This window comes from Paenibacillus solisilvae (genome assembly GCF_042656405.1).
GTDB lineage: Bacteria > Bacillota > Bacilli > Paenibacillales > Paenibacillaceae > Paenibacillus_Z > Paenibacillus_Z solisilvae.
This window is the reverse complement of record NZ_JBHSOW010000043.1, coordinates 176,769-190,382: the sequence shown is the minus strand read 5'-3', so window position 1 is coordinate 190,382 and position 13,614 is coordinate 176,769. Positions and strand designations below refer to the sequence as shown.

Annotated in this window: 11 protein-coding genes; 4 read left to right on the top strand and 7 right to left on the bottom strand. The window is 47.5% G+C overall.

Translation table 11 applies throughout. The features are described from left to right. Window positions 1-118: 118 nt before the first annotated feature. Both ACFPYJ_RS13155 and ACFPYJ_RS13150 read right to left on the bottom strand, forming a co-directional pair. Window positions 119-1,282, bottom strand: coding sequence for an acyl-CoA dehydrogenase family protein (locus ACFPYJ_RS13155; protein WP_379188601.1), 1,164 nt, complete (start codon window positions 1,280-1,282; stop codon window positions 119-121). A gap of 169 nt (window positions 1,283-1,451) precedes the next feature. Then, complete coding sequence (locus ACFPYJ_RS13150; protein WP_379188600.1) at window positions 1,452-3,056, bottom strand: S-layer homology domain-containing protein; 1,605 nt, start codon at window positions 3,054-3,056, stop codon at window positions 1,452-1,454. Between the two features lie 250 nt (window positions 3,057-3,306). On the opposite strand from ACFPYJ_RS13150, the gene ACFPYJ_RS13145 reads away from it, so the two are divergent. After that, a complete protein-coding gene (locus tag ACFPYJ_RS13145) occupies window positions 3,307-4,689 on the top strand; it encodes a sedoheptulokinase (RefSeq protein WP_379188599.1) in 1,383 nt (460 codons plus the stop codon). Window positions 4,690-4,847: 158 nt separating this feature from the next. Here ACFPYJ_RS13145 and ACFPYJ_RS13140 read toward each other — a convergent pair whose 3' ends face one another. Then, window positions 4,848-6,446 (bottom strand): ATP-binding protein, encoded by a 1,599-nt coding sequence (locus tag ACFPYJ_RS13140; protein ID WP_379188598.1) that lies wholly within the window; start codon window positions 6,444-6,446, stop codon window positions 4,848-4,850. 261 nt (window positions 6,447-6,707) lie between these two features. Between ACFPYJ_RS13140 and ACFPYJ_RS13135 the strand changes: the two genes are divergently transcribed. Further along, a complete protein-coding gene (locus tag ACFPYJ_RS13135) occupies window positions 6,708-7,334 on the top strand; it encodes a TetR/AcrR family transcriptional regulator (RefSeq protein ID WP_379188597.1) in 627 nt (208 codons plus the stop codon). Between the two features lie 158 nt (window positions 7,335-7,492). Here the strand turns inward: ACFPYJ_RS13135 and ACFPYJ_RS13130 are convergent, their stop codons facing one another. Beyond that, window positions 7,493-8,056 (bottom strand): TetR/AcrR family transcriptional regulator, encoded by a 564-nt coding sequence (locus tag ACFPYJ_RS13130; protein ID WP_379188596.1) that lies wholly within the window; start codon window positions 8,054-8,056, stop codon window positions 7,493-7,495. Window positions 8,057-8,279: 223 nt separating this feature from the next. Here ACFPYJ_RS13130 and ACFPYJ_RS13125 point away from each other — a divergent pair, with 223 nt between their 5' ends. After that, on the top strand, window positions 8,280-9,770 hold the full coding sequence (locus ACFPYJ_RS13125) for an MFS transporter (protein ID WP_379188595.1): 1,491 nt from the start codon (window positions 8,280-8,282) through the stop codon (window positions 9,768-9,770). 165 nt (window positions 9,771-9,935) lie between these two features. Then, entirely contained in the window at window positions 9,936-10,307 is a 372-nt protein-coding gene (locus ACFPYJ_RS13120) for an MmcQ/YjbR family DNA-binding protein (protein ID WP_379188594.1), read from the top strand. A gap of 509 nt (window positions 10,308-10,816) precedes the next feature. On the opposite strand, the gene ACFPYJ_RS13115 is transcribed toward ACFPYJ_RS13120, so the two are convergent. From ACFPYJ_RS13115 to ACFPYJ_RS13105, 3 genes are all read right to left on the bottom strand, one after another. Continuing rightward, complete coding sequence (locus ACFPYJ_RS13115; protein ID WP_379188593.1) at window positions 10,817-11,608, bottom strand: glycosyltransferase; 792 nt, start codon at window positions 11,606-11,608, stop codon at window positions 10,817-10,819. 180 nt (window positions 11,609-11,788) lie between these two features. Next, window positions 11,789-12,478, bottom strand: coding sequence for a glycosyltransferase family 2 protein (locus tag ACFPYJ_RS13110; RefSeq protein ID WP_379188592.1), 690 nt, complete (start codon window positions 12,476-12,478; stop codon window positions 11,789-11,791). Between the two features lies 1 nt (window position 12,479). Further along, window positions 12,480-13,502 (bottom strand): glycosyltransferase family 4 protein, encoded by a 1,023-nt coding sequence (locus ACFPYJ_RS13105; RefSeq protein WP_379188591.1) that lies wholly within the window; start codon window positions 13,500-13,502, stop codon window positions 12,480-12,482. Window positions 13,503-13,614 lie beyond the last annotated feature (112 nt).

The window sequence follows — 13,614 nt, the reverse complement described above, 5'->3', positions numbered from 1 at the left end:
AGGCACATCCCCTCAAAAAAATGAGGGGATGTGCCTTTTTATTCAGAAGGACTTTTTCAGTGGCCTCGGAGTCATCCCAGTGAGCTTTTCGTGCAGAAATGAAGGGAAAACCTGCTTATCAGTCAGCATTTCTCTCATTCAGTGCATCAGCAGCGAGCGTATGAAGCACCATATTGTCCATCGGCGGGTTGTGCAGTCCAGCCCGGACATCGCGGTAAAATCGTTCTAATGGCATTTTTTTGGATAAGCTGGAACCACCTACAATCCGCATTGCCATATCAACCACTTTTATAGAGTTATTCGTTGCCATATACTTGGCCAACCCAAGCTCCGACTTCAAGCTTGGCCGGCTCACCTTCTCTTGATCCCAGCGGTCTGCCGCTGCATACACGAGACAGCGGGCCGTTCTGAGCTCCGCTTCCATCTGTCCGATCGACTGTTGGACCGTTGCAAGCTCGGCAATTGGACCCTGCAGATGATTGGGGCGATACATTTGGGCAAATGAAATGGCGAAGTCGCGCGCTGCCATTGCGATGCCGAGGTAGCAGGCAGGTATGTGCAGCAGCCAACCGCCGCCGTCATCTATTCCTTTTCCGGAAAGTCGGGAGCCCTCGGCGGCGAAGGCGCGGTCCAGTACGACATCATGGCTTCCTGTCGCCCGCATGCCGATCGTATCCCAAGTTTCGATGATGGAAACGCGATCGTTGTTATAGATAAGGAAATCCGCAGTACTGTCTTCCTCCGGGATATAAGCGGAAACTACAAAACGGTCGAGAATGGGAGAGAGGGTGCTGAAGGTTTTTCGCCCCGTTATGAGCCAACCGCCGTCTGTTCGGATTGCCGTCGTTTCAGGCTTGCCGCCCCGGCTTGGACTCCCTGAACCCGATTCGCTGGCGAATGTATTGATCATTGCGCCATCTGCGACGATCGCACGGCACAGCTCGTCGAACAATCTGCCCGGCCATTTCCGGGTTGTTCTTAGGTGCAGCACCTGACCGAGATGCCAGCCGACGGCTAAGGCTGTCGAACCGTCCCCGTATGCGAGGCGCTCCTGCATGGAAACGAGTTCGTAAAGCGATATTTCCTCACCGCCAAATTCCTTCGGTACCGTAAGCTTTAAGTATCCGGCTTCATGCATGTCGGCGAAATTTTGGTGTGGAAATGACCCTTCCCGGTCGTGCACGGATGCCCGATCGGCAAAAATTGCGGCTAGTGCCTCAACTTTCTCAGCGCGTTCCCTCTCCTCAGCATTGCGGATATATTGATCGATTAACCGCCCCAATACGATTCACTCCTTCGTTACATCTGTGATTGCATTACCCGCATTTTACCATAACCTTTGCCCAAGCAGTCGAAAAACCGCGATTTCCGCAAATAAGAATCCTGCCATTATCGGCCAGTCATAGAAATGAGCAGAACAATAACAAAAAAACGGTACAAGTAATGTACCGTTAGAAGGCATAACCGAAAAACTTCTCTGCATTGCGGAGGCTGGCCCAGATATCCGGGCTTTCACTGCCGATATACCAGTACGCCAAGCCTGCAAGAGTTCCGTTGACTGCTAATTTATATTTGGCGCTTAACGAACGGCCGTCTTCTACCCAGATGAAGTGCGGAATCCCGTTCTGCGTATATTGCACCGTATATTGCCCAATGCTGGAATCCCATACCGGCCGCGGTGAATAAGCAAGGATCCGATTATTTTGCTCGGCGAGTGAGATGAATTCGGTGGAGAGGATATCTCCGTTCATGCTCAGGGACCAGTCTTTATTGTAAAGAGGCAGCCCTAATATGACTTTTTCTTTAGGGACCACACGAAGCAGCTTGGCTAAGGCATTCTTCACATAAGGCAGCGAAGCGTTAGATCCGGCTTCCGAGCTTCCGCTCCAATGCTCATCATATCCCATCAAGATGATATAATCCGCTGACTTACCTAGCGCACTATAATTGAAAGCTTCGGTCCAATCCGTTCCAAGGTCCGGAGAGACGTTAACCGCCAAGGCGGCGTTGATGGCATGAAGCTTCACGCTTAATTTACTGATGAATCCCGTCAACGCGGTCCGATCCTCCGGAGCGACATTCTCAAAGTCAATATCCAGTCCATCTAACCTGTATCTGTTGACAAGTGCAAGTAAATTAGTAATAGCAGCCTCACTTGTATAAGTGTCCGATAACATCTGATGCGTAAGGTCAGAGTCACTCCGATTGCCGACCATCGCCCACACAGCTTTATTGTTCTTCTTCGCCCAAGCCACTAGAGCTGGATCCGTTGTATCCGCTATTTGGCCCGATTCCTCCAAAAAGTACCATCTTGGAGATAAGGTATCCACATTGGACTGTAAAACCGTACGTTCATATTGCGCAGTTGTCTGGCCATACTGCCATCCCAGATGTAGACTTGAGCGAGGATTGGACGTAAGCTCAGCATTCCAGCGGGTATTTTGGAGTACCCGGTCCATCATGACTGCTGTATCCTGCCGGGTAATGGGATCAATGGGATGAAATCTACCGGAATCATCGCCTTTCACTAAACCAAGCTTCTGCATGGTAACAACGGAAGGTTTGGCCCATGCTGCAATAAGGCTGGCATCCTTAAATGCCGCTGCCTGACTGCTGTCAGCTGCAGATTGCTTTAATGCCCGTATGATCAGAGCAGCAGCTTCCTGCCTCGTTACCGGCTTCTCGGGAGCGAAGGCACTTGCGCTTACACCCTCTGCCAAACCAAGCTGAACCGCTGCTTGAATCCAGCCGGAATACCATGATTGCTTGGCTACATCAGTGAATGAAGAGATGGGACTGTTCACAGCCGTTAGCCCAAGCAGCCTATCCAGCACGGTTACGAATTCCGCACGGGTAATCGGTTTGTCCGGAGAGAAGGTGGATGCCGATGTGCCTGTTATTATATTTCTCTCATATAAATGAATGATTGCCTTTTTTCCATAGTTATTCGAAATATCGTTAAAAGGCGATGCGCTGCTGGCTGAGGCAGGCCCTTGAACAGAGCTGGCCAAGCACAGACAAACGACCGCCGATACTGCTGAGTTAATCCATTTCACGAAGATTCTCCTTTTAATCGGGCGACACCGAATCTATCGTATCTTATCAAAATTCCTTCTATCATACATGCTTAAAATATTGGCAGTTCATTCTTATAAGTGATAGAGGAGAAGCCAAGCTGCACAGCGGCTATCTTTAATTATTTGAGATTATTGTGCGAATTAATAGAGTTATACAGGATTTAGGACGGTGTGAACCGAAAGCTTATTATGCGAATGAATGTATTCGAACCGTGAAGGGAGAATGCTGATGTATCTAGCCGGAATTGATATCGGCACGACATCGATTACTGTCATCTTGACGAAACCCGAGGATGGCAGCGTTGTGAGAATGGTAAGCAAAGCCAATGATGCTGAGCTGCAGAGAATGTATGTGTGGGAGCGTGCCCAAAATGCGGACCGGATCGTAGAGCTGGTCGCAGAGTTAATTGAAGAATGCCGGGATGAATGGACACATGTTCATGCTATCGGTATTTCATGTCAAATGCACGGTATACTCTATGTGAATGATGAAGGCAATGCGGTTGGTCCACTATTGACCTGGCAGGACGGCCGGGGAGATTTACTCATGGAATCCGGTAAAAATTATGCATCAACGCTTCATGAATGGACGGGCTATCCGGTTCATTCCGGATTTGGATTAGTGACGCACTTCTACATGACGAAGCAAGGCGAAATTCCAAACGGTGCAGTGAAGCTGTGCACGATTGGTGATTATGCAGCGATGAAGCTATGCGGTAAAGCCGCGCCATTGATGGATTGCTCGAATGCTGCAAGCATCGGACTATTTTCGCTTCAGAAGAGGCAGTTTGACAAGGAACAGGTATCGGAAGCGGGGATGGATGCCAGCTTTTTGCCGCTTCTTGCGGATGGAAGACAACAGACAGTGGGCAGAACGGCAGATGGAAAAATCGTATGCTGCGCAATTGGCGATAACCAAGCAAGCTTCCTCGGCGCTGTTCCCTCGTTTAAAGGCACTTTACTTGTAAATGTCGGTACAGGTTCGCAAGTATCGGTTTATTCTTCCGATTATGTCGTTTGCCCCAGCCTTGAAACGCGTCCATTTGTAGACGGGGGATATTTGCTTGTCGGAGCTTCTCTTAGCGGCGGGAAGTCGTATGAACTGCTTGAACAATTTTACCGGGACGTATGCCGGGCATTTGGGGAGATCGATGACCGCAGGCTTTACGAGGTAATGAATCGTCTGGCTGAGGAAGCAAGGAGAGATTCAGCACCGCCGCTGCGGGTGGGAACCCAATTCTTTGGTACGCGGGATCAGCCGATGTCAACAGGTTTCGTTGAAGGAATCCGGGCGGATAATTTCAATCCCCGGCAGCTGACGGCTGCTTTCCTGCATGGTATCTTGGATGAATTGGATCGTTATGCGCAGCAGCTTCCGCCAGCAATTCTCGGGTCGCTCACCAGGGTTGCCGCATCAGGCAACGGCATCCGGTATAATGATACGATGCAGCGGCTGGTAAAGTCGAGATGGCTGCTGCCCATGAAGTTTGGGAAGGTAAAAGAAGAAGCTGCGTTCGGCGCAGCCATTCATGCAGCCGTCGGCAGCGGTTTATACAGCCGTTATGCTGATGCGCTTCAAAGCATGCAAGGGAAAGATACAGAGGAAGAATAAGCTTGCCATTACGGCGCCAGTTACGATAGAAAGTTTGAATCTGTCAACACAAAGAAATCGCCCTGCAATCGGGGCGATTTCTTTGTGTTGATTTAGTCGCTTTATTTTGCGCAAATGCCGTAACACTTGTTCCGCTGATCGTTCGCGGGCCGTAAGGGTTATCCGGTTAAAGTTGTCTCTGTTTCAATAACCGGCAGCGTAATGGTAAATAACGAACCTTCATTGACTTTGCTTTTCACAGACATGATGCCGCCATGGTCTTGAATAATTTTATGGCAGATTGACAGGCCAAGCCCGGTTCCTTCTTCTTTCGTTGTATAAAAAGGATCAAATATTTTTGGAAGCTCATCTTCAAGTATGCCTTTACCGGTATCTTGAATTTCGATCGAAGTATATTTCGTATCCATTCGTTTCACTTGAATATTGATGTGACCCGGTTCGTCCATTGCTTCCAATGCATTTCGTATAAGGTTGATAAGTACCTGCACAATTTTGTCCCGGTCCATCAAAACAAGAATGGAATCATCGATATAGTGAATGTTGATGCTGTGTCCTTTCGAAACGGCTTGCGATTCGGTTAAGTATTGGACTCTGTTTAAACAGCCGAATATAGGCTCCGGTTTCATGTTGCTCATATGTGGACGCGAGAACTGTAAAAATTCAGCTGTTAATTCGTTCATCCTCGTAATTTCATTTGAAATAATATCCACCCATGGCTCAATGTTGTACGATTGCGATTTCGATAAATCAATGAACCCCTTAAGTGTTGTCAGCGGGTTGCGGATTTCATGCGCCATCCCGGCAGCAAGCTCACCGACCAATTTCAATTTCTCGTTTCTAAACAGCTCTTCTTCACGTTTTAGCCACAGAATTCGTTTACTTTGAAATAGACGATCCTCCGCTAATGCGATGATTTGCTGTGAAGATGAGCTTTCTTCGGGGAACGTAGCCATGCTGTAGGTAGCCACATAACCCAGTCTTCCGGAATCCATTAAATCTAGAATCTCTTGGACTGTGTTCTCTGATGTAGGAATCGCTAATGCGAAACGGTCTCCGGCGTATCGGGAGATAGCTGCAGCATTTGAAAAGTAGGTTTGTATGATAATGGATATCTTCGTCAAAATCTCGTTGCCGCTGCTAATACTTTCTTTGTTAATGCTTTTAAAGTCTTGAAAGTCCAATAACAGCAATACAAAGTTAGCTTTCTTGTTTTCGACCAAATCAGTTACCGCATTGATGTAACCATTATAATTCAGCAGACCTGTCAGAGGGTCATGAGAAGTTAAAAATTTATTCCGCTTCTGCAAACGCTTTTTTTCTAACTCCGTTGTGAGGAGATACTGCATCACAAAGACGATCAGTATGAAACTAAACAAATCGTAGACGGAAACCAGCAAGTTATACTCATTCCAGGGTAGATACACCAGTCTTACGGCTGTGTATAGGAGTGAATATCCAACAGAGATCGACAATGTATATTTAAAATCCCGTCGGTTTCTAACTTCAAGAATAATGATAATAATATAAATTAACTGACACCAATTGAGATGGCTTGTCCAATGAAAGAAAGCGAGCGCAGCCGTTTGAAGATAAAGCGTTAATTTTGATTTATGATCTACCATCATGCTGGAAGCGAAAACCGCTGCGGAAAGAAATAACAAGGCAGGGCTCGTCACTTTTTCCAATAAAAATGAAGACAACACAATAAAAGCTGTTAATGAGGGAATTAACGCATATCTTGATAGTCTACTTAGCATATGACACTCCTGAAATAATGTTTTCGATTGGCGGTCGACCATTTCAACGCAATTATATCCGATATGAAATAAAATTAATGTCGAAATTGAGATGTAAAAAAGTTTAGTTTTGTTTCATGTATTTATTTGTAAAAATATACAAAAGTATGGAAGGTAACGATTTAGGTTTGACAAGTTAATGGGGTTGTCATACATTGATGCCATAAGGTAACGTTGTTTCCGGAAAAACATCTCGATTTAGAAAAGAGGCATGATTGCTCGATGTCTGCTGATATCCAATCATTTAAGACCTATCCGAATGCGCGTCAGTCCCAGCAGGAACAGCTTCGTAAAAATATCGTCAATGCCGCCTGCTCGGTGCTTATTGAGGAAGGTATCGAAGCATTAACGGTCCGAAATATCGCGCATAAACTCGAATGCTCGACAAAAATTGTCTACAGCTTATTTGGAAGCAAAGAAAAGCTCGTCAACGAAATGTTTGTGGAAGGCTGCCGAATACTTACTGAAACGATTAGCCGCATCGTTCCCGGTGATGATCCGAAGGAATATTTACTCGGAATAGGCGAAGCGTATTGGGGGTTTTCGAATGATAATTCCAGCTACTTTCGTTTTATGTTTGGAGGCGGGCTGCAGGGCTTCAAGCCTGACGAGAATAGTATCAAGGAAACGGCATTCGCACTATCTCAGGTTACAGAGGCATTGCGGCGTTATTCGGCTGAGGGCAAGGTAGAGGCCATTGATCCGCTCATAACTGCACAAATGCTCTGGTCATCGCTTCATGGCGTGCTGCATCTCGCAATATCCGGGCATTTTACAGATGAAACCAGGGTCAAGAAACTTTATGATAACAATTTAAAGCATATGATTCAGTCACTGCTGCTTCGCTGATGTGGCGCCGCCGGCTCATCCATAGACATTAATAACGAACGAATAGGGATGAGCTTAACAAAAAGAATAGCCCTTGAGATCCGCTTGTGGATCTTAAGGGCTATTCTTTGCGGCAATGGACCGCTGAACTAGGAAGAGGAGGCATTGCACAGCTCCCGTTATACCAGGATCGCTTTCCAAGATGCCTCCAGTGTTTGTTGGATCTGCAGATCGGTCAGCTGGTATTTCTGGACGTAATAACCTTTGGCGATGGAAGTAATAATGCCGTGAATGATCGAATGACACAAGTTGGAATCCATTTCCTTGATTATTCCCAGCCCTTGTCCTTCGATGATAAGGGATAACACCACTTCCCGTGAAGCGCTGTCATCGTCCATTCGGCGTAAATCCGCCGGGATACAGGGTGAATAGGAATAGTTGTCGATAAACCGGAATTCTTTGGGGTAATCGATTGCAAACCGAAGCCTGTTAAGCTGAAGACATTTGAACCTCTCATACAGGCTTGATTCCGGATCGTAATCGACCAGAAGACACTGGCCCATATGGATTCGCGCTGCTTTATAAACCTCGTTGACCAATTCTTCCTTGCTGCTGAAATAGTTAAAAAGAGTACCCGATCCAACATTTGCGCTCTTAAATATCTTGGCAAAGGTGACGGATTGCAAGCCTTCCTTGTCGATCAGATCCAGCGTAGCGTTTATAATGTCATGACGTTTGCCCATCGTAAGCACCTCTTAAACTCCACTTTAATGTCGACCGAGAATCATGTCAATATAATGGAATGTTAATTCCGAATTTACGAATGTTATTTCCTTATATCCGTCTATTTATGCTAAATCGCATTAAATTTTAGAATATTTATTCCAAAAAGTTGTTGACTCAACTCCATCTGGAGATTATGATACGTTTAGAATAAACATTCCAAAAGAGAGAAGGAGAAACCATATGTCCGCATCCCAGCCAATTCGTCAAAAAACGATAAGCTCTTCTTATTCATCACTGGTACTGACGATTATCATAGCCTGCCAGCTCATGATTGTCCTCGACGCCTCGATCGTCATCACCGCATTGCCCGAAATCGGAGGAACCCTTCATTTCTCGTCCGCAAGCCTCTCCTGGGTACAGAACGCATACACACTTACATTCGGAGGACTTCTGCTGCTTGGTGCCCGCACAGGTGACATTTTGGGCCGCCGGCGGGTATTCATGGTTGGCATCGGACTGTTCACCGTTGCGTCTCTGTTTGCCGGTCTGTCCCAGTCGGCCGAATGGCTGCTCATCGCGCGGGCGGTGCAGGGCATCGCTGCCGCTTTCGCAGCTCCATCTACACTCGCGCTGTTGATGATTAGCTTTCGCGAAGGACATGAGCGTACTCGGGCAGTTGCACTATACAGTGCCGTCTCCGGTGCAGGCGGAAGCGTTGGGCTCGTGCTCGGCGGTGTCCTCACCGACTTGATCTCATGGCGATGGGGGATGTACATCAACGTGCCGATTGGGGTCGCGCTGCTCGTGCTAGCACCTCGCTTCCTGCCCGAAACCCAAAGGCAGAACGGACGCTTCGATTTCACTGGAGCCGTAACTTCCACCCTTGGCATGACCGCCCTCGTCTATGGGTTTGTACGTGCCGCGGCAGATGGCTGGAGCGAATCGGGAACTGTCCTATCCTTTGTCGCAGGCGCCGTGCTGCTCACCGTGTTCATTCTTAATGAGTGGCGAGCTGAACAACCGATCACGCCGCTTCGCCTGTTCGCCAGCCGGCAGCGTTCCGGCGCATATGCCGCAAGGTTATTATTCGTTGGCGGTATGTCCGCTACATTCTTCTTCCTGACCCAGTTCCTGCAAAAAGTGCTTGGCTTCAGCGCACTTGAGGCTGGATTTGCGTTCCTGCCTATGACGGCTGTTATGTTTGCGATGGTGTATGTAGTGCCGCTGCTCCTGCCCCGCCTCGGCAGCGCTCGGCTGCTGATTGGCGGGGTGTTAACAGCCTTCATCGGTATGGCGTGGTTGAGCCGGATTTCGGAGGATTCACTGTACTTTCCGCAGCTTGCCATGCCCTTGATGTTATTAGGAATCGGAGCGGGTCTTGCGTTTATTCCGCTGACGAGCGCCGGTATCGCAGGGGTGGCGCCGAGTGATGCCGGAGCGGCCTCTGGGCTTGTCAATGTCGCGCATCAAGTCGGAGGCTCACTGGGCCTTGCCATCCTCGTTACGGTCTTCGGTACAGCAAGTCGAACTGCGGCGAACCACCCGCTTGTTGATGCGTCGTCCCAATTGGAAGCCAGACATGAGCTTGCACATGCGGTTGCGATGTCGATAACCGGCTCCGCAGTGTTCATGGCACTGGCTCTGGCAGTGGTCATCATGATGGCGCTGCGCCTGCGAGTAGATGTCGCACGCCGCGAACCTCTGCGCTCCCGGAAAGCGGAACAGATGTGAGGGTAAACGGTCTGTTGGCGGGAAACAGCATCAACATTGTTAACCTGTCAGTGGTTTAATCCATTGGCAGCTTTTTTAATTCATGGTTATCGTTTGCTTTTGTGGAAAAGGGAATGCGATACTTATCACTAAAGAAATATACAGTAAACCGCAAGGAGGGCTTATGTGGAACCAAATTGGAGTGGAATGAAAACACCTGAGGGAATAAAGATGCTGGTTCAGGTACGTGCCATTTGCGATGGGCTGCCTGAGGTCACGGAGCTGGTTGACGGGCATGGACATACGACATTCAAAGTGAAGGACAAGTCGTTTATTATCATGAGCGACTATGGGATAACCTTCAAGTCCGATCTGGAGAACCAGGAGATTCTGTTACGACAGGAACAGTTCTTCAAGCCTGCTTATATCGGCCATCGCGGCTGGGTGTCCATCCATGATCCGCTTGACTGGAAAGAAATGGGCGTACTGCTGAGGGAAGCTTATTTGCGGGCAGCTCCCAAACGTCTGAGTAAGCAACTGCTGGAAAACGAGGAATAGAACATTTCGATCTTGCGCCAGTGCTGCCCTGCGGAAGCTTTTTGTTCAATTATACCGGCTAATTACAAGTACGAGATAAGCGCAAACAGCCCTAGTCCTATCACAAGAGACGAGGGCTGTTTGCGCTTGCATGAGGAGAATGATATGTTCCATTGATGCCCATAATAACAAAATAATCAGTCTCATTTTAGGTTCCGCGGGACGCTGCGGAACCCATGAGATCGGCCCGCTGAAGAGGGGCGCTCGGGCAGTGCAGTATTTGTAGAGTCGATTTCCATAGTCTATGAAGACGGGTGGTTGTGCTGGGCTTGTCTGGCTGATGGGACGGGATTATGCATAGGCATGTGAGCACCTGCTCCCTGAGGTGATGCGAATGGAAGTGGAATGCGGTTCTCTGACCGGCTCGTCCATTGGTGCTTTTATTCGATAAACAGGTTTATTTTTACTGCAATACATGCAAGTAAGATTGAACGATAGCGGAGTCGATTTTGGCACCAAACGTTGAGCAGTTAATACCAATTCGATTGTGATCCGGTCTTTTGGCTGATCAGTCCAGCCAATCGTTTTATTTTGTCCGGGAAAGGCAGCTGGTCAAGCGATTTATCAATGAATTCCTTGAATTCCGTTGTATGGATAATACTGGCGTTTTTGGAGGAAAGCAGTTGGGTATCTGTCACTTTCCACGTATGTGAGTTGCGGTTGGGGCGGCGGAACGCGACAAAGTTATATGGAGATGTGTTGTATATGGAATAGCCTTTTCTTAAGCAGGCCTGAATGAACAAAGCATCAGAGCCTTGAACAACGCGGGGGTTAAAGGACACTTTCTGAAACACCCGCTTATGAAACATGATGGTCGCACCGGCGATTCTGGAGCATTGCCCATAAGGCTTCACAGAGGTTTTACGAAGCAGCAGCACCGATCGATGGGGAAAGTAAAAATAACAGGACCGTTTACCGATTACATCGGCATTGGAGCTTGTGAACAGCAGCATCGCTTCATGGATATAGTCAGGCGAATAATAATCGTCATCATCGAATTTAGCAATATAATTGAAGTTGGCGCGGGCAACCGCGAAATTCAGGCAGGCTCCGAGGTTTTTACTTTGATCGACGCGATAAATTCGAACATGATCAAACTGCTGCGCCTTTTCCTTAAATAGGTCCATTGAAATATTATTGTTGTTGATAATCAGGATGAGCTCTTTGGCTGACCACTTCTGACGGGCATAATTATGAAAAATTTCATCGGTATACTCCGGACGTATGGTGGAGGTTACTATCGTTACGCCGTTGTTCTCCATCTCAAACAACCTCCTTCTCTATAAAATAGAGGACTAAGTAACCTTATGTCTAAATGGTACGCCGGATTTTAACTTTCAATATCAGCAGCCGCAATTGGATTGGAGAAACACGGGGGGAGGGCGATCGACTTCCATTTGGCTTTTCCCCCGGTCGATTAGATTCCTGTAAACGCAGCGTACTTAGTTAACGAACCGTCTAAAGTACTTGGTACGCCTTACGAATTTGCAGTGGGACATATAGTTTTTTGTGCTTTTCTTCTGTGTGTGGGAGTCTGTGTTCTTTCTTCGGATACAAACATAATGTTTCTTAGAAACCGAGTAAATGCGGATGCCTCTGCTTCTGCATCTTCCAATCCATCCGGAATCGGTGCCAACAAGCTTATTCTCCGGAAATTTGACTTTTTTCCAAACCGACTTCCAGAAGAGAAGCGTACCTCCCTTAATGCTCCGCTGATACTGCCACTCACCGCCGCTCCGGAATACCATTAGTGCTCTTTTTTCCTCAAAATAAAGATAGGAGGTATGCTTGCCAATGATAGAGGCCTTGCCTTTTTTGATCGCACGCATGGATTCCCTCAAATATTTGGGGCCATAATAATCATCATCATCGAACTTGGTGATCACGCCGTTTTTGGCATGGCTGATCGCATAGTTCAAGCATTTGCCAAGTGTGTAGCTCTCAGGGAGCTTGAATACTCTAACTTCATTCTCCGGATATTGTTTCGCCCGTTCAGTCCATAGATCAAGATCCATGCTGTCATTATTCAGTACAATGATCATTTCTTTATTCTTCCAAAGCTGCCGATCGTAATTGGCGAACAAATTATCCATGAAAGCAGGGCGCATCGTACAGGCGATAACTGTTACCACTTCATTCAGCTCCTTCAATCGGGTTGGTTTGGAGCACCTGCTTACGCTTATTCCACTGCGAATTCTTGATAAGCTTATATTGTTTTTCTGTAATTATTTTCTTGTACAGCTTCAAAAACCGGTTCGTCATAATGCGGTCAGAGAAATTGACTCTAACATAACGTCTGCATTTGCGGGGGCCCGGGAACCGGTAACGGCTCTTGACTTTGGCAATCATCTGTTTCGTGCTGCCGCACAGCAGCTGCGGCATGCCCTTCAGAACTTCTGGCACTGCACCCTTCCTGAAGCCGAGAACCGGCGTTCCACAGGCTAACGCCTCAATAAGCACCAGACCGAAGGGCTCATCCCAGGTGGAAGTGAAGAGGACGCAGCTGGCTTTGGAAAGAAGATCCATCTTTCTTTCGCCGCCGACGGGACCGACATAGCGGATTTTTTTACTGAGGTGAGGTTTAATTTTGGAGTTAAAATATTTCTTATCATTCAGCGTTCCGGCAATAATGAGCTCTTTGCCTGTCCTCTTGGCAACCCGGATTGCAAGGTGAACCCCTTTTTGTTCCATCAATCTGCCCAGGTAGAGGAGGTAGCCGCTCTTTTTTTTCCTGAATTTGTAATCCGCTACCCGAATGCCGTTATAGACGGAATATCCTTTGTTATTACCGTACTTTCTGCGGATGATTTTGCTTACGTATACCGGTATTTGCACGCCTGTAACGCCTTTGGAATGGGAGTTTCTAATGGTTGGAACAGGCGGGTTTGCTCTAGCTACGATTCCGTAATGGTCATGGATGAAGTCAACATCTTCGGGGAGATTTTGAATAATGTAATCCAGCTGTTCGCTTGGAATGTCTGTCGGATATTCAAAGGTGGCAGTCGCATTCGCCGCTGATCCTTTTTTGGCAAATAAAATAACCTCATGCCCTCGCCGTACTAACTCCTCGGTAAGATAATATACATCGCGCTGCGTTCCCCCGTAGTCTTTAGGAGGGACAGGTATTGTATTTGTTGATATTTGGGCAATCTTCACAGTCCACAGCTCCCTTGGGTCAATATCTATAGGCATCACATGTTAGGATATGAGTAGACTTCTGTGCAGGGCACGGCGTTTTCATCAGATGAGCGTTGTTCTTCTCCGCAGA